Below are 18,604 nucleotides of genomic sequence, written 5' to 3' on the forward strand. Positions count from 1 at the left end.
CATGAAGGACTCCAAGGTCATCGTCGCGATCAACAAGGACGAGGAAGCACCGATCTTCCAGGTCGCCGACTACGGTCTCGTCGCAGACCTCTTCGAAGCCCTGCCGGAATTGCACAAGGCGCTTTGACAGGCATTGCAAGGGGTGCGCCCAATATCATCCCACTCAGCGAATGCCAGATGGGCGATCAAGCTCCCTTCGATTCATCTCTTCTTGCGCATATCGTTTTTGAAGAGTTTCTGGGCACTATCGCACGACATGCACTAGTCTCGGAAAGAGCGCATCTGAAGAACTTCGTCGAGCCAGTCTGAGCGCATTTCCGGAACCGAGGAAAGCAGCAGCTTGGTATAGGGATGATAGGGCGGTGAAAATATTTCGGACGTCTCTCCATAGGCGACGACCTCACCCTTTCGCATGACCGCTACCTTGTTTGCGAGGCGGCGAACGGTGCTGAGATCGTGGGTGATGAACAGATAGGCGAGGCCGAGCGTTTCCTGCAGTCGGCGTAGAAGGCCGAGAATTTCCTCAGCCACTAACGGGTCGAGGGCGGAGACGACCTCGTCGCAGATGACGATGTCCGGCTCGGCGGCAAGGGCGCGTGCGATGCAGACGCGTTGCTTCTGGCCGCCTGACAGGGCCGGCGGCTTGCGCAGAAGATAGCTTTCCGGAAGCTCGATCTGGCGGAGAAGCGCCAACACCCGCTCGCGCGCCTCTTCCTTCGATTTGCCGAGATAGAATTCGATCGGCCGGCCGATGATCTCCAGCAAGGTCTGCTTCGGGTTCAGCGCGAGATCCGGGATCTGGTAGATCATCTGGATGCGCCGCAGCGTATCGCGCGAGCGCTCGTGCAGCGCCGGCGGCAGGCGCTCGCCCTTGAAGTCGATATCGCCACTTTCGCGCGGCAGCAAGCCGACGACGACGCGTGCCAGCGTGCTCTTGCCGGAACCGGATTCGCCGACGATGGCCAGCGTTTCACCACGCTTCAGCTCGAGGCTGACATCGCTGACGGCACGGTTCAGGCTGCTATAGCTTGCCACGACGGCTTTCAGGCTGAGAACAGGCGCTTCTCCCGCGTGATTATCGGCAATGAAATGCCCGATCATGGCGGCGGCCCGCTCGGCGACAAGCTGCTTCGTATAGGTCTCCCGCGGGTGTTGCAGGATATCGTCCGCATCGCCCGTCTCGACCGTCTTTCCATGCCGCAACACCATGATGCGGTCAGCGATCTGGGCGACGACGGCGAGGTCGTGGGTGATGTAGAGCGCGGCGGTTCCGCGGTCGCGGATGAGCTTGCGGAAAGCGGCGAGCACTTCCACCTGGGTGGTGACGTCGAGCGCGGTGGTGGGTTCGTCGAAGACCAGCAGGTCCGGCTCGGTGATCATCGCCATGGCGGCCATCGCGCGCTGCAACTGGCCGCCGGAGGCCTGGTGCGGGTAGCGGTTGCCGAAAGTTTCCGGGTCAGGCAGTTCCAGCGTGCGGAATAGATCTACCGCCCGCTGTTTTGCCTCCGCCTTGCCGAGAATCTTGTGGCGTATCGCCACCTCGCAGACCTGCCGGCCGATCGTCAGCGCCGGATTGAACGAGGCAGCCGCGCTCTGCGCGATATAGGCGATCCGAGCACCGCGCAGGGCGCGTCCCTCGCGTTCGGAAAGATTCAGGATGTCGCGGCCGTCGAAGAGGATGCGGCCGGCGGTGATTGCGCAGCCAGCCCGTGTATAGTTCATGCTGGCGAGGCCGATGGTCGATTTTCCAGCGCCGGATTCGCCGATGAGGCCCAGAACCTCGCCGCGCTTCAGCGTGAAGCTGGCGTTTTCGACCAGAACCGCCGCGGCACCCGACGGCGTTAGCGCCTCGATGCGCAGGCCTTGCACGTCCAGCAGTGTCGTATCTCGTTGCCTGTCATTCATAGCGGTTCTCAATGTTCGGCTGCGGTTTGCGAGGTGAGCCAGTCGACCACGAGGTTGATACCGATGGTCAGGAGGGCAATGGCGCCGGCGGGATAGAAGACGGTGGGAACACCGAGCATGATCATGGCCGAATAGTCCTTCACCATGCTGCCCCAGTCGGCGCTGGGTGGCTGGATGCCGAGGCCGAGGAAGCTCAGGGCCGAGATGAAGAGGAAGGTGAAGCAAAAGCGCAGCCCGAATTCGGCGACGAGCGGCAGAACGGCATTGGGCATCACCTCGCGGCGCACGATCCACCACAGGCCTTCGCCGCGCAACCGTGCCACCTCGACGAAATCGAGCGCGACGATGTTCATCGCCAGCGCCCGGCTGACGCGGAAGATGCGGGTGGCGTCGAGCAGGCAGATCGTCACGACGAGTACGACAAGATCGGTGCCGAGCACCGACAGGACGACCATGGCGAAGATCAGGGCGGGCATCGACAGGAACAGGTCGACGATGCGCGAGAGCACCATGTCGGCCGTCTTGCCGAGCACGGCGGCGGAAAAGCCGCCGAACACGCCGAGCGAAAAGGAGAGCGCGGTGATCAGCAGCGAGAGGCCGATGGAAAGCCGCGCGCCGTAGAGAAGGCGCGAGAGCACGTCGCGTCCGAGATTGTCGAGGCCGAGCCAGTGTTCGGCGGAGGGACCTGCCCAGGCGCGCCCGAGCACGTCCGCTTCCGGATAGGGGGCGATGACGGGGACGAGGAGGGCCGCGAACGCGTTGATGACGACGATGGCAAGGCCGATTTGCGCCTTGAGCGACATCTTATGACCGAAAAGCCGCATGGATGTCACCTCGGATGCCGCAGGCGCGGATTGCTGACGATGGCCAGGATATCCGCGATCATGTTGAGCGATATGAAGACGGCGGCAAAGATCAGGCCGCAGGCCTGCACGACCGGAACATCCCGCTTGGAGACGGCGTCCACCATGGACTGGCCGAGGCCTGGATAGACGAACACGACCTCGATCACCACCACGCCGACGATGAGATAGGCGAGGTTGAGTGCGACCACGTTGATGATCGGCGCCAGCGCATTGGGCAAGGCGTGCTCGACCACGACGCGCCATTTCGCCAGCCCCTTGAGAACGGCCATCTCGATATAGGGGCTGGACATGACCGAGATCACCGAGGCGCGCGTCATGCGCATGATATGCGCCATGATGACCAGCACGAGCGTCAGCATCGGCAGGAAGGTCATGTAGAGCCGCTCAGTGAAGGAGGTTTCGGGTGTCACGCTTGCCAGCACCGGGAAGAGGCCCCACTGCACCGCCACCCATTTGATCAGCAGATAGCCGAGGAAATATTCCGGCAGCGAGATGGCGAGCAGCGTCACGGCATTGGCCGCGCTGTCGAAGGCGCTGCCCTGCCAGGCGGCGGCAAGCACGCCGAGCCCGACGGACAGCGGGATCGCGATGATAGCGGCATAGAGCGCCAGGAAGAACGTGTTGTAGAGACGCGGCGCAAGATCCTGCGCCACGTCGCGATGGTTGACGAGGGAGGTGCCGAGATCGCCGTGCACGGCATTGCCGAGCCATTCGGCGTAGCGCTCCACGGCCGGCCGGTCGAGGCCAAGTTCCTCGCGCAGCGCGGCGACGTTCTCGGGGGTCGCATTGTTCTGCAAAACCGCCTGCGCCAGATCCCCCGGAAGGATCTGGGTGCCGGCGAAGATCAGCACGGATGCGGCCCACAAGGTTATCAGCCCGAGTGCCGCCCGTTTGAGCACGAGATTGAGCACGGTTCCCCCTTCCTGTTGTACGGCGCGGCCGGATCAGGCGTCGAGCCAGACCTTTTCGCACAGCCGGCCGTTGGCAAGATCGAACTGCGTGTGCGGCGTGTGTCCCTTCACATGCGAGCGGTGCGCGTCGAGCCAGTCGGAGAACACGGGGATCAGTGCGCCTCCGTCGTCGGACAGCATGGTCTGCATGTCGCCGATGATCGTCTTGCGCTTGGCCTCGTCCACCTCGGCCTTTGCGGCGGCGAGAAGCTGATCGAATGTTTCGTTCTTCCAGTGCGTCTCGTTCCAGCTTGCACCGGAATAATAGGCAGAAGCCAGCATATCGGTCGCCGAGGCGCGGCCGGCCCAATAGGAGGTGCAGAAGGGCGCCTTCAGCCAGACATTGCTCCAGAAGCCGTCATGCGGCTCCTTCTTCACATCGATCGTGAGGCCGGCCTTGGCGGCTGAGGCCTGGAACAGCACACTCATGTCGACGGCACCGACATAGGCGGCATCGGAAGCCGAAAGCGTGATGGTGGTGTCGACAAGGCCGGATTTCTTCAGATGGAACTTCGCCTTGTCGAGATCGAAGGCCCGCTGCGGCAGGGCCGCGTTGAAGAATGGGTCCGAAACCGGGATCGGATGGTCGTTGCCGATCCGCCCGAAGCCGTTGAACAGCGCGTTGAGGATCTGCTCGCGGTCGCAGGCATATTTCAGTGCGAGACGGAAGTCCGGGTTGTTGAAGGGCGCGACGTCGCTCTGCATCGCCATGATCGTGTGCCAGCCGCCGGGCGCCTGTACGAGCTCGATGCCGGGGGCTGCGCGGAAGAGATCGACAGCGCGCTTGTCGACGTCGTTGATCACGTCGACCTGGCCGGCCACCAAGGCGTTCATGCGCTGCACGATGTCGTTGACGACTGTGATCTCGATGCGCTCGACATTGCCGCGGCCGGATTTCCAGTAGTTGCCGGCATTGCTGAGCACGCAGCGCACGCCCGGATCGAAGCTCTCGACGGTGAAGGCACCGGTGCCGACCGGCTTTGCCCAGTCGGTAAAACCTTCCGGAACGACGAGAAGATGGTAGTCGGCGAGCGCATAGTGCAGGTCGACGTCGGAGGACGACAGCACGATCTTGATCTGGTGCGTGCCGAGCTTCTGGATTTCGCTGATGTGCTTCAGGCCGCCGGCGGCGGGCGACTTGCTGTCCTTGCCGGTGTGCAGCGAGAGGGAGTAGAGCACGTCGGCGGCGGTCATTTCCTTGCCGTTGTGGAAGGTCACGCCCTTGCGGACGTTGAAGACCCACTCCTTGGCCTCAGCGCCGATTTCCCAGCTTTCGAACAGTTCCGGCTGCGGCACGCCCTTTTCGTCGATCTCGATCAGGCCGTTCATGACGGCATAGCCGACAAGGAGCGGCACCGCGTTGGAATAGGAGGTCGGGTTCAGCGTATCGGTGGTGCTGCCGCCGCGCATGCCGATCCTGAGGGTTCCGCCCTTCTTGGGCGTCTCCTGCGCGAAGGCGGAGTGCACCATATAGGGTGCGGCCGTGGCGGAAAGCCCGAGTGCTGCCGCCGTCTTCAAGAAATCGCGCCGCGATTGCTGACCGATCCGTTTCATTCCATTCCTCCCGTTGTCATCTGTTCTGTCGGCGGGTGGTCTGCCGAGGCAATTCGTGTGACGCCGTTCGCCCGGCGCAGGTGCCGGTTTGCGGCGGCCGCGTCAACCGAGCGCAGTCTTCAAGTCGTCGATCAGGTCGCTCACGGCCTCCACGCCGACCGAAAGGCGCAGCAGGCCCGGCTCGACATGCGAATCCGCGCCCTCGATGGCGGCGCGCCGCTCGATCAGGCTCTCGACGCCGCCAAGCGAGGTGGCCGGCTTCCAGATGCGCGTGCGCGTCATCACGCGCTCGGCCGCCTCCAGCCCGCCCTTAACGACGATCGACACCATGCCGCCGAAGCCGCCCGCCATCTGGCGAAGGGCAAGGGCGTGGCCGGGATGCGAGGGCAGGCCGGGATAGTAGACCGTCTCCACCTGCGGATGATCGAGGCAGGCGGTGGCGATGGCCATCGCGCTTTCGCTGGCGCGCTCGATACGCAGGTGCAGCGTGCGCATGCCGCGCATCAGAAGTGCTGCCGGAAACTGGCCGAGAATGCCGCCGTGATAATCGCGGTTGAAGCAGACGCGCTCCCAGAACTCGTTCGTCGCCGCCGTCATGGCCGCGCCGGCCAGCACGTCGCTGTGGCCGTTGAGATATTTGGTGGCGGAATGCACGACGATATCGGCACCGAAGGCAAGCGGCTGCGTCAGGAGCGGCGTCGCGACCGTGTTGTCGACCACCAGCCGCGCGCCGGCGGCATGGGCGATGTCGGCAAGGGCCGCGAGATCGTAGAGGTACCAGTGTGGATTGGATGGCGTCTCGGCCCAGACGATGGCGGTGGTGCCCGGCACGACGGCGGCGCGCACGACGTCGAGGTCGGTCATGTCGACATGCTCGATCCGCATGCCCCAATGGGCGGCGTAGCGTTTCAGCCAGGTCCGCATGCCGTGATACATGTCGATCGGGAAGATGCAGTGTGCGCCGGGCTTCAGCGCCAGCATCACAGCGGTCATGGCCGACATGCCGGAGCTGAACAGCCGGCAGTCCGCAGCACCCTCCAGCGCCTTCAGCGTGGCTTCCGGCTGCTCCAGCCCCGGATAGCCATAGCGGCTGTAGCTCCAGCCCGTGGCGGAATAGCCTTCCGGCGGGCGCAGGAAGGTGGTGGCGAGATGGATCGGCGGGATGACGGCGCCCGTCGAATCCGGGTCGTGACAGGTGCCCTGGGCGAGGATCGTATCGGGAATATATTGACGCATGCGAAGCCGCCACAAAGCCTGAAGAAGCCGGATCACCGCACCGGTAATCCCTGTTTTCAAGGCGAGTATGGCACCCTTGCCGGTGATGGATTTCTCGTTCTCACGGCTCTCGATGAGAAATTTATAACCGCGCGACGGCTTTTGCGGATAAAACTCTCACCTGTTCGAAACGGTCGGTTTCGGGATTTCGGGGTACAGGAAACGGGATCGCGGCAATCTTCCCGTTTGCCGCATTTGGGCGGCGCCAGGTGATTTCACTTGGCGGCAAAATGCTTTAGAGCAGGTCCGTTGTTGGGAGCGCGTGATGTCCTCGTCGAAAGTGAGCCTCGATCGTATCGATCGCAAGCTGCTCAACCTGTTGCAGCAGTCGAGCATGTCCACCTTCCAGCAGCTTGCCGACAAGGTCGGCATTTCCCAGCCCGCCTGCCATCGCCGCATTCATCGGCTGCGCGATGCCGGCGTGATCGCCGGCGACGTCTCGCTCGTCAATCCCGCCTATGCCGAGCGCCGCATGGCGATCTGGATCGAGATCTCGCTCTCGTCGCACGAGTTGAAGATGTTCAACGAGCTCATCGAGGTACTGAGAACCTCGCCCTATGTGTCCTGCTGCGATGTCATCACCGGCGATACGGATATCCTCGCCTGCATCACCGTGGCCGATATGGACGAGTTTCGCGAGGTGACGCGCGAATTCATGCGGCGGTGCCCGATCATCAAGACCTACAGGTCGATCACGGTGGCGCAGCGGGTGAAGCTCAATCCCGTCTATCTCTTCGACGAGACCTGACCCGGACGAAAAAGGGCGGTGCCGTGGACACCGCCCTTTTTGTCGTCGTCGTTTCCGGCCGTGTCAGCCGGCGTTGGCTTGCCGCGGGCCGGCGTCCCGCCCTGCGACGGACTCCGCCGCTTCGATGATCGCCTGGGTGTCGATGCCGAAATGCGCGTAGAGATCGGCGATCGTGCCGGTCTGGCCGAAATGCTCGACGCCGAGCGAGACGGTCCTGTGTCCCTCAACGGAACCCAGCCAGCCGAGCGTTGCAGGGTGCCCGTCGGTGACGGTGATCAGGCTCGCACTGCGTGAGATGGTGTCGAACAGCGCCTCGATATGGCTGCGGGCGGTGGTGTCGCCCTGGCGGCGGGCGCGCTGCGCCGCCGTCCAGCCGGCATTGAGCCGGTCGGCGGAGGTGACGGCGAGCACGGCGATGTCGCCGTGGCGCCCGGCCAGCCGCCCAGCCGCCATCAGCACCTCGGGCGCGATGCAGCCCTGATAGGCCAGCACGATGCGGGTGCGGGCTGAGGGTGCACGCAGCCAGTAGGCGCCGTCGATCACGCCTTGCCGGAAGGCGGGATCCTCGCGGCGCAGCGCAATCTGCTCCAGCGGTCGCGTCGTCAGGCGCAGATAGACCGAGCCGCCGGTGCCGTCACGCAGCCAGGTGCGCGTGTCATGCGTGCCTTCGCCGTCGCGCTGCATATAGTCGAAGGACCAGTCCATGATGATGGACAGTTCGTCGAGATAGGCGGGCTCGAAACTCGCCAGGCCGTCCTGGCTCATTCCGATCAGCTGCGAGCCGATGGACTGGTGCGCGCCGCCTTCCGGCGCCAGCGTCACGCCCGAGGGCGTGCCGACGATCATGAAGCGCGCATCCTGGTAGCAGGCATAGTTCAGCGCATCGAGGCCGCGCGCCACGAAGGGATCATAGACGGTGCCGATCGGCAGCAGGCGCTCGCCGAACAGCTGATGGGAAAGGCCGGCAGCGCCGAGCAGAAGGAAGAGGTTCATTTCAGCAATGCCAAGCTCGATATGCTGCCCAGCCGGGCCGAATTCCCATTTCTGGACCGAGGGCACCTGTTCGTCGCGGAACGTATCGGCCTGCCGCTCGCGGGCAAAGAGGCCGCGCCGGTTGACCCAGGGGCCGAGATTGGTCGAAACCGTGACGTCGGGCGCGGTGGTGACAATCCGGGCCGAAAGGGCGTCGTCGCGTTTTGCCAGCGCATCGAGGACCTTGCCGAAGCCGGCTTGGGTCGACAATTCGCGATCGTCGAGGAAGACGGGGCCGGCGGAGGGCAGAGCGGGGGAGGCGAAGCGCCGGGTGCCCCTGGCGAAGAACGGCACGGTCTTCAGGAACGCCCGCACCGGTTCAGGCGAGGGGATTGCGCCGAACGTCTCCCATTCCCGGCCGGGCGCGACGCCGACGCGGCTCTGGAACAGCTCCATCTGCGCCTTGGTCATCAGGCCGGCATGGTTGTCCTTGTGCCCGGCGAGCGGCGTGCCCCAGCCTTTGATCGTATAGGCGACGAAGACGGTCGGCCGGTCGTGATCGATGCTCTCGAAGGTGCGGATCAGCGTTTCCAGGCAATGGCCGCCGAGATTGTTCATCAGGTCGGAAAGCGCCTCGTCGCTGCGGGCGGCGAGAAGACCGGCGACGCCCGGTTCGTGGCCGATCTCGTCGGTCAGCCGCTTGCGCCAGGCGCCACCGCCCTGGAAGGTCAGCGCCGAATAAAGCTGGTTCGGGCAGCGATCAATCCAGTCGCGCAGCGCCGCTCCGCCAGGCTCGCGGAAGGCGGCTTGCTGCAACGCGCCGTATTTTAGCACCTTCACATCCCAGCCGAAGGCTGTGAAAATGCCCTCGATGCGCTGCCAGAGGCCTTCGCGCACCACGCCGTCGAGGCTCTGCCTGTTATAATCGATCACCCACCAGGTGTTGCGCAGGTCGTGTTTCCAGCCCTCCTGGAGGCATTCGTAGATATTGCCCTCATCGAGTTCGGCATCACCGACCAAAGCAATCATGCGCCCCTGTCGCCGGTCCTTTGACCACGATTTCGCGGCGATGTAATCCTGCACTATCGAGGCGAAGGCGGTGATCGCGACGCCCAGCCCGACGGAACCCGTGGAAAAATCGACGTCATCGATATCCTTGGTGCGGCTCGGATAAGATTGCGCACCGCCGAAGCCGCGGAAATTTTCAAGTTTTTCACGGGTCTGATTGCCCATTAGATACTGGATGGCGTGAAAGACCGGCGAGGCATGCGGCTTAACCGCTACGCGGTCTTCCGGCCGCAGGACATGAAAATAGAGCGCCGTCATGATCGAGGCGAGGGATGCGGACGAGGCCTGGTGGCCTCCGACTTTCACTTCGCCCTTTTCGCGCAGATGATTGGCATTGTGGATTGTCCAGCAAGCGTGCCACAGAATCTGCTTTTCCAGTTCCTTTAGGCGCGCCAAGATGTCTGGCATCAAAGCCGGTTCCTTCATCAGCATATCCTCCTCGCTGTTTTGGGAGGAAAGCTATCCAGGCTTTCAGGGAAAATCTGATCTAAGTTGACGGATTTCGAGGAGAATGCGAATAAAATAACCTGTCTTGCAATATTTTCCGGTAAAACATGCCAGCTTCCAAGTCAGTGCTCGATCCTGCCTCCGTCCGTATTCTCGACCTGCTGCAGGAAAATGCCGAAATGAGCATCGCGGACCTTGCTGAAGCTACGGGTCTGTCGGCCTCTCCCTGCTGGCGACGCATCAACGAGCTGAAAGAGAGTGGTGTCATCAAGGGTACGGTGGCGCTGGTCGATGCACCTTCGCTGGGACTGGCCGTCAATGTCTTCGTGCAGGTGTCGCTGAAACAGCAGGACCGGCAGTCCCTCGATATCTTCGACGCCGCCATCCGCACGAAGCCTGAAATCGTCGAATGCTATTTGATGACGGGCGAGGCGGACTACATGCTGCGCGTTGTCGTGGAGGATCTTTCTAAGTTCCAGGCGCTTGTTGTTGACTTCCTCACGCTGATCCCCTGTGTCGCCAACATCCGGTCGAGCTTTGCACTGAGCCAGATCAAATACACGACGGCCTTGCCGACGGAGCATCTCAGAGGGAAGAAGTGATTTCCGTTAATCTCTGAACGCCGCTGGTTTTCGCGAACGACAGGTCTTTACTCTCTTCGCCAAGGCGAAAAAACGCATCGTCGAATTTCAGAATAAAATGGGCCATGGCCGGCGAGACATCACATAATCAACATTATGGAACATTCGCTCATCGGTGCGCGACGGAAGAAATACAAACATTCCTGATGAACCAATTCAAAGATCGCAGTTACGGTCTATGAACCCACCCCTTTCATGGCGCCAACAAACTGCGACGATGAGCGACGCGGAGAAGATCACAAAGAGCTGCATAACTTTGATGCCGCCATCCGCCACCACGCTAGGCGCCGTGATGCTGAAGCTATGATCCGGGCAACGGCTGTATCTTCTTCAGAACGGCAAACACCGTGCAAAACGGCGAGCTTGCCTAGTGACCCGCATGGCGGGAAAACCTGATATGGGCCTTTCGCCTCTTCCGGGGCAGCAACCTCCTTGAGCGACCGGCAACTGACATTTCCAACAAGCGAGACTATGACCTTGAGCGGTTACCGCTTATCTCGGATCCCCTCCAACATGTTGTTATCCAGGGCTCCGGGTGACGGCGGAGCGCACGGGGATATGTCGGCAACTACAGAGAAAAAAAGAAATGTAGCTTACCTACATTTCTTTTGACAAATGTAGATTTCTTCACTATACCCATGATCACGCACGGTGAGCGAGACCTTAAAGCCAGAAGGCTTAGGCAGGGGCCGTGCGTTCACCTGGAGGAAATCAACAATGAAACGCCGTTTCGCGCTGGCTTCAGCGCTTGCAGTCCTGTGCTCGCACGTCTTTTCGGCCGGTGGCGCCGAGGCTGCGGGAATGACCGTCTATTGCCCGATGTCGGAAGACGATTGCGGCGCCGTGCTGAAGGCGTTCAAGGACGATACCGGCATCGAAGCGCAATTTGTGCGTATCGGTGCAGGCGAAATTCTGGCCCGTATCCGCGCTGAAAAGGCCAATCCGCAGGCTGGCCTGTGGCTCGCCGGTGCCGCCGACAATTTCATCCAAGCCTCATCCGAAGGCTTGCTAGCACCGCACAAGACTGCCGGCATCGACAAGGTCGACCAGCGCTACACCGACAAGGAAGGCCGCTGGACGCCGATCTCGCTGTCGCCCATCGTCTTTGCTTATAGCCAGCAGGTACTCGACGAGATCGGCGCCAAGCCGCCGACGAGCTGGAAGTCCTTCGCCGATCCAGTCTTCAAGGACGGTATTGCACTCGCCCATCCGGCCTCTTCCGGCACCGCCTATGTGGCGCTCGCCTCGATCGTCCAGCTTCTCGGTGAAGAGCCGGCTTTCGAACTGATGAAGGAAATCGACAAGAACGTCGTGCAATACACCCGCTCGGGCGTCGCCCCCTCGCGCATGGTCGCCAACAACGAGATCGCGCTCGCCATGGCCTATACGCAGGACATCGAGGCGGCTCTCGCACAAGGCTATCCCGTCGGTTATTCCTTCCCGGAGGAAGGCACCGGCTTCGAGGTGAATGCCGCCGCCGCCATCGCCAATGCCCCGGAAGAGCAGGCCAAGAGTGCCGCAGCGTTCCTTGACTGGGTGCTGACCGAAAAGGGCCAGGCCGCCATCGGCGCCACGTTCCGCGGTCCGATCGTGCCAGGATACAAAAACCCGGAGGCGAAGATCGACCTCTCCAATGTGAAGATGATCGACTACAACTTCACCTGGGCTGGCGAGAACCGCGCACGCCTGCTGGAGCGCTACGAAAACGACGTGCGTCACAAGGCTGACGCCAAGTAACCACGCCACGCCCCACACAGCAGGCAGGAGCATTCCGCTTTTCTCCGAAGCGGAATGCTCTATCCCTTCGTCATATGCGATTCCGAGCGGAAACCGTTCCTGGAATTGCCCTAGGAGCCTTCCATGACCCTCGTCTCGCAAGCGACGCCGTCCGTCAGGGACCGATCGTCGCCGGCCCTCCTGCGCAAGATCGTTGTCGACCCCTGGCTGTTCGGCATTTTCGTCCTCGTCACGCTCTCCGTTCTGATCTTCGCGGCGCTGCCGATCTTCGTGGTGATGAAACAGGCCGTGGTCACCGATCACGGTTTCGATCTCGGCGTGCTCATCGAAACGCTGTCCCAGTCCTTCGTCTGGACTTCGCTTGGCAACACGCTGCTGCTCGGCCTTGTGTCGGCGATCGTCGCCACCGCCGCCGGCTTCCTGCTCGCCTTTTCAGCAACCCGCACCACCATGCCCGGCAAGACCTTCGTGCATGGCGTGGCGCTGCTGCCGATCATCTCTCCGCCCTTCGTCATGGCGCTGGCGGTGGTCATCCTGTTCGGCCGCTCGGGTCTCATCACCCGCGAGCTGCTCGGCATCCGCAACGCCAATGTCTACGGCTTCCATAGTCTTGTCCTGATCCAGTCGCTGGCCTTCACGCCCATCGCCTATCTCAACATCCGCGGCATGCTGCAGTCGATCGACACGGCGCTGGAAGATGCCTCCGCCTCGCTCGGCGCCTCGCGCTGGACGACTTTTTCACGGGTGACGCTACCGCTGGTGACGCCGGCGATCCTCTCCTCGACGCTGCTCGTCTTCGTCAAGTCGGTGGAGGATTTCGGCAATCCGATGCTGATCGGCGGCAATTACAACACGCTCGCCGTCGAGGCCTATTCGCAGATGGTCGGCTACTTCAACCTGCAGGCCGGTGCGCTGCTCGCCAGCCTCATGCTGGTGCCGTCGATGACCGCTTTCCTCATCCACCGCTACTGGGTGAGCAAGCGCAGCTACGTCACCGTGACCGGCAAGCCGTCCGCCCAGACGATCCGTATTTCCGGTGGGGTCGTGGTACCACTGGCGCTCGGCTGCTACGCCATCGTCTTCGCCATCCTGCTGTTCTATCTGACGGTGGTCTATGTCTCCTTCACCAAGCTGCCCGGCGTCAACAACACGCTGACGCTGGATCACTACGCCACCGTCTTCACCGCCGGTTTCCAGACCCTCACCAATTCGTTGCTCTTGGCCGGGATCGCCACGCCGATCACCGCCGTCGCCGGCATGCTCATCGCCTATCTTCTCATCCGCAAGGCCTTCCCGGGCAGCTTCCTGCTGCGCTGGGCGACGCTGCTGTCCTTCGCCGCCCCCGGTACGATCCTCGGTATCGGCTATGTCAGCACGTTCAACGCAGCACCGCTGCTTCTCACCGGCACCGCGTTCATCGTCGTCGCCGCCATGGTGGTAAAGAACCTGCAGGTCGGCATCGAGGCCGGTTCCAACCAGCTGCGCCAGATCGACAAGTCGATCGAGGAAGCCTCCACCATCCTCGGCGCCTCGAACACGCGCACCTTCTTCCAGGTCACGCTGCCGCTGCTGAAGCCAGCGCTGTTCACCTCGCTCTCCTATGCGCTGACCCGTTCGCTGACGACGCTCTCGGCGGTGATCTTCCTCGTCTCGGCCAACTGGACGCTGATCACGGTCACCATCCTCTCGCAGGTGGAAACGCTGAAGCTCGGCGTCGCGGCGGCCTATTGCAGCATCCTCGTCTTCGTCGTGCTTGCCATCCTGGCGGTCATGCAGCTCGTTCTCAATTCGACATCGAAGAGGTAAGCCCCATGTCGAAAGTCATCTTCTCCAATATCACCAAGCGCTTTCCCGGTGTTGCCGGCGCCACCGCCGTGGACAAGCTGAACCTCACCATCGAGGAAGGCACGCTCGTCACCCTGCTCGGCCCTTCCGGCTGCGGCAAGACGACGACGTTGCGCATGCTCGCCGGCTTCGAGACTCCGTCGGACGGCACCATCACTATCGGCGGTCGCGACGTCACCAACGTCCCGGTCAATGCCCGCAATGTCGGCATGGTGTTCCAGAGCTACGCCCTCTTCCCGCACATGACGGTGCGCGAAAACGTCGAATACGGCGTTCGCCTGCTCAATCTGCCAAAGGCCGAGATGAAGGATCGGGTGAACACCATCCTCGAAACGATGGCGCTCGCGCACTATGCCGACCGCTCGCCCTCGCGACTCTCCGGCGGTCAGCAGCAGCGCGTGGCGCTCGCCCGCGCCGTCGTCACCCAGCCGAAGGTCCTCCTGTTCGACGAGCCGCTGTCCAACCTCGATGCGCAGCTGCGTGAGCGCATGCGCGACGAACTACGCGCCATCCAGCTGCGGCTGGGCATCACCAGCCTCTACGTCACCCACGACCAGAGCGAGGCCATGGCGATCTCCGACCGGGTCGTCGTCATGCGCAATGGCGCCATCGAGCAGGACGACAGCCCGCTCAACGTCTATTCGCGCCCCGGCACCGGCTTCGTCGCCGAGTTCATGGGCAAAGCGAATATTCTCGAAGGCAAGGTCGAGGCGGTGGACGACACGACGGTGCGTGTGCGCATCGCCTCGACGGTCGCCTTCACGCTCGCCCGCAATGATCGCGCCTTCAAGATCGGGCAGGACGTGCGTTGCGTCGTGCGGCCGGAACATATCCGTGTCGACGTCGCCGGCACGATGGAAGCGAAGGTGCGCCGCGTCGTCTTCCAGGGCGCCTATGTCGAATATCTCACCGATCTCGAAGGCCAGGAATGCGTCTTCCTCGACACGGATTACTACAAGTCCGGCGTCGCCGAGGTCGGCCAGACCGTGAAACTCGCAATCGATAGCCGGCCGGTCTGGATCCTGCCGGAAAATGAAGCCAACGCATTGGGAAAAGCCGCATGATCCTCATCAAGCCCATGAGCAACGATCTCCACGACATGATCGCGACCGTCGCCTGCGAGGCCGCGCTCGCCGCCGGCATGGTGGCGCATCGGGGCTTCGTCAATGCCAGCCCTGAAACGCTGGCGACGGAACAGAAGGCCGGCTTCTTCGATATCGTGACGGCCTCCGACAAGGCAGCCGAGCGGGCCGCCTGCGACACAATCTGGTCGCGTATCCCCGCCTCCCGCATCCTCGGCGAGGAAGGCGGCTGGCAGGGTGAAGGCGACACGACCTGGATCATCGACCCGATCGACGGCACCAGCAACTTCGCTTCTGGCCTGCCCTTCTTCTGCGTCTCGATTGCCGCTTACCACAAGGGCGAACCCGTCTGCGGCGTCGTCTACGATCCGGTGCGCGAAGAGCTGTTCATGGCAAACCAGGGGCGCCTGACGCTGAACGGCAAGAAGGTCGAGCCCTTCCTGCGCGGGCGCACCGACCGCGAGGTCGAGGTGTTGACCAATGCGCCTTATGAGGGCGAACGCCCCTCGCGCGCAGCGCAGGAAGCCCATGCCGATCTCGTCAATTCCTTCCGCGCGGTGCGCCGCCTCGGCTCCTGCGCCCTGCATCTGGCCTATGTCGCTGTCGGGCGCGTAGCGGTCTGCTATGAATCGAAGTTCAGCGCCTGGGACATCGCCGCCGGCATCCAGCTCGTTCAGGCCGCCGGCGGATTGGTCAACGTGCAGAACGCTGAAGGCGGTAGCATCGAACCGCATGAGAATGCCTTGGGATCGGTGAAAAGGCTCGTTGTCGCGCAGGCCGGTTTTGACTATCAATCTTCCAACCTGTCCAAGCAGATGGCCGACGGGGTTCTCTAGCTTTTGAACAGAAGGCTGCTCCATGATACGCGCCATCCCGACGCCAAATCTCGGTGGGCCTCATGCTTGACCTGATCAGGCAGTCCCTCGCCCAGTTCACGCCCGCCGAACGCAGGATCGCCGAAGCGATCCTCGACACGCCGAGCACGGCCATCACGTGGTCCATCACGGATGCGGCCCGCATCGCCAAGGTCAGCGAGCCCTCGATCATCCGCTTCTGCCGGCGGCTCGATTGCGACGGCTTTCCGGATTTCCGCCTGAAGCTTGCCCAACAACTGGCCGTGCGCCAGGCGCCGGCAAGCCAGTCGGAAGCCGGCGACGATCCATTCACAGGCCTTGTCGACGACGTCTTCAACCGCGCCATCGAATCGCTGCGCGAGGCCCGTCACGATCTCGATCTCGAGGGCCTGCGCCGTGCCGTCGATATGCTTGCCAAGGCGCGCCGGATCGACATTTACGGTTATGGCGGATCTGGCTTCCTCGCCAGCGAGGCCCAGCACCGCCTTGCCTCGCTCGGCATGGCGAGCGTCGCCTATGCGGACCCCACCCTGCAGATGGTCTCTGCCCCGCGCCTGACCACCGAAGATGTGCTCTTCGTGCTCTCCTTTTCGGGTCGGACGAGCTATCTGATCTCCAACATGGAAATCGCCAGGAAGGCGGGCGCCCGCATCCTCTCCGTCGCGCCAGGCGGCTCCGTCGTCGCCTCGCTCGCCGACGAGAACATCAACCTCAACGCCTACCGCGCATCCGGCCACCCGCTCATCGTGCCGACCGGACGAGCACCGATGTATGTGATGCTCGACGTGCTTTTCGCGCTTCTGGCACGCCGGCAAAACGCAGCCCTCGCATAGCGGTCAACAGGCCCCACGCTGCTCGACAATCGGCCGTGTCTGCGCCAGAAGAAAGGCGCGTGTCTGCGGGCGGATATGGGCGAGCAGAGCCTCCCGCACATGGGCGTGATAGTCGTCCAGGAAGGCGATTTCGCCGGGGCTGAGCGCATCGAGGTCGGCCATCGTGAGATCGATGGGCGCAAGCGTCAGCGAGGCGAAGCGGCAGAAGCCCGAACCGTCCGTCACGACCTCCACCTGGTTTTCGATCCGCATGCCGAAGGCACCCTGTTTGTAGTAACCGGGCTCTACCGTCATGATCGTACCGGGTTCCAGCACGTGGAGGTTCGGCTTGCGATCGAAGCGATGCGGATATTCGTGGACCAGCAGATTGTGGCCGACACCATGGCCGGTGCCGTGGTCGTAGTCGAGGCCGACATCCCAGAGCGGGCGACGTGCGAAGGCATCCAGCTGGTGGCCCTGCGTTCCCACCGGGAAACGCGCGGACATCAGGGAGATGAAACCCTTGAGCACGGCCGTATAGGCAATCCGCATCTCCGCAGTCGGCTCACCCAGCATGATGGTGCGCGTCAGATCGGTCGTTCCGTTGAGATATTGCCCGCCGGAATCCACCAGATAGGGTGCTGCTCCGTCGATCGGCGCATCGGTCTCTGCGCTGGCTGCATAGTGGCACATGGCGGCATTGGCGCCGGCGGCCGAGATGGTGCGGAAGCTCGTTTCGAGGAAACCCGGCCGCTCTTTCCGGAGCGCCAGAAGCTGGGCTTCGGCGCCAAGCTCGGTCAGCGGGTGTGCCTCCTTGAGCCGGGCCGGCACTTCCAATGCAAGCCAGGCAAGGAATTCGGTGACGGCGATGCCGTCCTCCAGATGGCAATCGCGAAACCCCTGCAATTCGGCCGGCGTCTTCATGGCCTTGGCAAGGGTGATCGGGCTCGTCTGCGGCGCAATCCGGCCGCCGGCCGCAAGCACCGCGGCCCGTACGGCCTGCGGTGCGAAATCCGGATCGATCGCTACGGTCTTTTCCGCCGTCCCCTCGGCAAGACGATCGAGAAAACGCTCCGGCGGCAATAGGGTCACGCCCTCCAGTTCGTAGGCGTCGAGATCGTTGCCGAGCTTGCGACGGTCGACAAACCATTCGAGGTCGTTGTCCGCCCTGAGCAGCAGGAAGGAATGCGGCACCGGGTTCATCGGGACATCCGAGCCGCGCACATTGAGCAGCCAGGCGATATTGTCGGGCAAGGTCTCGACAAGAAGGTCCGTCCCGCGCTGCCGAATGCCTTGGGCGATCCGCGCCCGTTTGTCCGACGCGGTCTCCCCAGCGACCTGCGCCGGCATCGCCCTGATCGCGCCCAGCGGACGGAGCGGACGATCTCGCCACACCGCATCGAAGGGATCGGCCTCAAGCGCAACCAGATCCGCATGGGCGGCGGCACAGCCGGTGAGCAGACGATCGTAAAGGCTGCCGCCCACCAGCATAGCATCGATGCCGATGCGCCAGCCGCGTTGCGCATGCTGGCCGAGCCAGCGGTCGAGCGGATCGTCGTGCAGGTGATGTACCTCGAAGAGGGAGGGATCGACCTCCCGCCGCACCTGCACCTGATAGCGCCCGTCGACGAAGATGAGCGCCCGGTCTTTCAACACCAGGGCCAATCCGGCCGAACCGGAAAAACCGCTGAGATAGCGCAGGCAATCGTCGTGCGGCGCCGTCACTTCGCTCTGGTGGGCATCGGTGCGCGGCACGATCAATCCGTCCAATCCGGACGCGTCGAGCCAGCCGCGAAGCGCCGCAAGCACCGGCGCACGGTCATTCATCGTCATGTCTTTTACTTTCGT

General features: G+C 62.8%; 14 protein-coding genes and 1 pseudogene. 8 read left to right on the plus strand and 7 right to left on the minus strand.

The features are described from left to right. Positions 1 to 127, plus strand: a pseudogene (locus tag D0Y60_RS10850) (electron transfer flavoprotein subunit alpha/FixB family protein); the annotation flags it as partial. Between the two features lie 134 nt (positions 128 to 261). On the opposite strand, the gene D0Y60_RS10855 reads toward D0Y60_RS10850, so the two are convergent. The 5 genes from D0Y60_RS10855 to D0Y60_RS10875 form a co-directional block, all read right to left on the minus strand. Next, the gene (locus tag D0Y60_RS10855; RefSeq protein WP_117369763.1) at positions 262 to 1,905 is read right to left on the minus strand and encodes an ABC transporter ATP-binding protein; all 1,644 of its coding nucleotides are present in this window, start codon (positions 1,903 to 1,905) and stop codon (positions 262 to 264) included. A gap of 8 nt (positions 1,906 to 1,913) precedes the next feature. Beyond that, positions 1,914 to 2,729, minus strand: coding sequence for an ABC transporter permease (locus D0Y60_RS10860; RefSeq protein ID WP_117369765.1), 816 nt, complete (start codon positions 2,727 to 2,729; stop codon positions 1,914 to 1,916). Between the two features lie 5 nt (positions 2,730 to 2,734). Next, positions 2,735 to 3,682, minus strand: coding sequence for an ABC transporter permease (locus D0Y60_RS10865; protein ID WP_117369767.1), 948 nt, complete (start codon positions 3,680 to 3,682; stop codon positions 2,735 to 2,737). Between the two features lie 33 nt (positions 3,683 to 3,715). Next, a complete protein-coding gene (locus tag D0Y60_RS10870; protein WP_117369769.1) occupies positions 3,716 to 5,275 on the minus strand; it encodes an ABC transporter substrate-binding protein in 1,560 nt (519 codons plus the stop codon). Positions 5,276 to 5,377: 102 nt separating this feature from the next. Then, a complete protein-coding gene (locus tag D0Y60_RS10875) occupies positions 5,378 to 6,511 on the minus strand; it encodes a PLP-dependent aspartate aminotransferase family protein (protein WP_117370397.1) in 1,134 nt (377 codons plus the stop codon). A gap of 304 nt (positions 6,512 to 6,815) precedes the next feature. Between D0Y60_RS10875 and D0Y60_RS10880 the strand changes: the two genes are divergently transcribed. Continuing rightward, the gene (locus tag D0Y60_RS10880; RefSeq protein WP_117369771.1) at positions 6,816 to 7,298 is read left to right on the plus strand and encodes an Lrp/AsnC family transcriptional regulator; all 483 of its coding nucleotides are present in this window, start codon (positions 6,816 to 6,818) and stop codon (positions 7,296 to 7,298) included. A gap of 63 nt (positions 7,299 to 7,361) precedes the next feature. Here the strand turns inward: D0Y60_RS10880 and D0Y60_RS10885 are convergent, their stop codons facing one another. Then, positions 7,362 to 9,746 carry a transketolase gene (locus D0Y60_RS10885; RefSeq protein ID WP_117370398.1) on the minus strand — a complete coding sequence of 795 codons (2,385 nt, stop codon included), beginning with the start codon at positions 9,744 to 9,746 and terminating at the stop codon, positions 7,362 to 7,364. Between the two features lie 146 nt (positions 9,747 to 9,892). On the opposite strand from D0Y60_RS10885, the gene D0Y60_RS10890 reads away from it, so the two are divergent. The 6 genes from D0Y60_RS10890 (at position 9,893) to D0Y60_RS10915 (ending at position 16,777) form a co-directional block, all read left to right on the plus strand. After that, positions 9,893 to 10,387 carry an Lrp/AsnC family transcriptional regulator gene (locus D0Y60_RS10890; RefSeq protein ID WP_117369773.1) on the plus strand — a complete coding sequence of 165 codons (495 nt, stop codon included), beginning with the start codon at positions 9,893 to 9,895 and terminating at the stop codon, positions 10,385 to 10,387. Between the two features lie 756 nt (positions 10,388 to 11,143). Further along, positions 11,144 to 12,163: an ABC transporter substrate-binding protein gene (locus D0Y60_RS10895; protein ID WP_117369775.1), complete on the plus strand. Its 1,020-nt coding sequence runs from the start codon at positions 11,144 to 11,146 to the stop codon at positions 12,161 to 12,163. Between the two features lie 123 nt (positions 12,164 to 12,286). Further along, positions 12,287 to 13,969, plus strand: coding sequence for an iron ABC transporter permease (locus tag D0Y60_RS10900; protein WP_117369777.1), 1,683 nt, complete (start codon positions 12,287 to 12,289; stop codon positions 13,967 to 13,969). Positions 13,970 to 13,974: 5 nt separating this feature from the next. Further along, entirely contained in the window at positions 13,975 to 15,072 is a 1,098-nt protein-coding gene (locus tag D0Y60_RS10905; RefSeq protein WP_117369779.1) for an ABC transporter ATP-binding protein, read from the plus strand. Continuing rightward, positions 15,069 to 15,926, plus strand: coding sequence for an inositol monophosphatase family protein (locus D0Y60_RS10910; RefSeq protein ID WP_199564155.1), 858 nt, complete (start codon positions 15,069 to 15,071; stop codon positions 15,924 to 15,926). The genes D0Y60_RS10905 and D0Y60_RS10910 overlap by 4 nt, the downstream gene beginning before the upstream one ends. A gap of 62 nt (positions 15,927 to 15,988) precedes the next feature. Next, positions 15,989 to 16,777, plus strand: coding sequence for a MurR/RpiR family transcriptional regulator (locus tag D0Y60_RS10915; protein ID WP_117370400.1), 789 nt, complete (start codon positions 15,989 to 15,991; stop codon positions 16,775 to 16,777). Positions 16,778 to 16,780: 3 nt separating this feature from the next. Here the strand turns inward: D0Y60_RS10915 and D0Y60_RS10920 are convergent, their stop codons facing one another. After that, the gene (locus D0Y60_RS10920; protein WP_117369781.1) at positions 16,781 to 18,589 is read right to left on the minus strand and encodes an aminopeptidase P family protein; all 1,809 of its coding nucleotides are present in this window, start codon (positions 18,587 to 18,589) and stop codon (positions 16,781 to 16,783) included. Positions 18,590 to 18,604 lie beyond the last annotated feature (15 nt).

This window comes from Shinella sp. WSJ-2, from assembly GCF_003432075.1.
Taxonomy (GTDB): Bacteria; Pseudomonadota; Alphaproteobacteria; order Rhizobiales; family Rhizobiaceae; genus Shinella.

What these genes read in the sequence shown, in the direction of transcription:
- D0Y60_RS10855 (WP_117369763.1), bottom strand. Translation starts at nt 1,905, where the DNA reads ATGAATGACAGGCAACGAGATACGACACTGCTGGACGTGCAAGGCCTG.
- D0Y60_RS10860 (WP_117369765.1), bottom strand. Translation starts at nt 2,729, where the DNA reads ATGCGGCTTTTCGGTCATAAGATGTCGCTCAAGGCGCAAATCGGCCTT.
- D0Y60_RS10870 (WP_117369769.1), bottom strand. Translation starts at nt 5,275, where the DNA reads ATGAAACGGATCGGTCAGCAATCGCGGCGCGATTTCTTGAAGACGGCG.
- D0Y60_RS10875 (WP_117370397.1), bottom strand. Translation starts at nt 6,511, where the DNA reads ATGCGTCAATATATTCCCGATACGATCCTCGCCCAGGGCACCTGTCAC.
- D0Y60_RS10880 (WP_117369771.1), top strand. Translation starts at nt 6,816, where the DNA reads ATGTCCTCGTCGAAAGTGAGCCTCGATCGTATCGATCGCAAGCTGCTC.
- D0Y60_RS10885 (WP_117370398.1), bottom strand. Translation starts at nt 9,746, where the DNA reads ATGCCAGACATCTTGGCGCGCCTAAAGGAACTGGAAAAGCAGATTCTG.
- D0Y60_RS10890 (WP_117369773.1), top strand. Translation starts at nt 9,893, where the DNA reads ATGCCAGCTTCCAAGTCAGTGCTCGATCCTGCCTCCGTCCGTATTCTC.
- D0Y60_RS10895 (WP_117369775.1), top strand. Translation starts at nt 11,144, where the DNA reads ATGAAACGCCGTTTCGCGCTGGCTTCAGCGCTTGCAGTCCTGTGCTCG.
- D0Y60_RS10900 (WP_117369777.1), top strand. Translation starts at nt 12,287, where the DNA reads ATGACCCTCGTCTCGCAAGCGACGCCGTCCGTCAGGGACCGATCGTCG.
- D0Y60_RS10905 (WP_117369779.1), top strand. Translation starts at nt 13,975, where the DNA reads ATGTCGAAAGTCATCTTCTCCAATATCACCAAGCGCTTTCCCGGTGTT.
- D0Y60_RS10910 (WP_199564155.1), top strand. Translation starts at nt 15,069, where the DNA reads ATGATCCTCATCAAGCCCATGAGCAACGATCTCCACGACATGATCGCG.
- D0Y60_RS10915 (WP_117370400.1), top strand. Translation starts at nt 15,989, where the DNA reads ATGCTTGACCTGATCAGGCAGTCCCTCGCCCAGTTCACGCCCGCCGAA.
- D0Y60_RS10920 (WP_117369781.1), bottom strand. Translation starts at nt 18,589, where the DNA reads ATGACGATGAATGACCGTGCGCCGGTGCTTGCGGCGCTTCGCGGCTGG.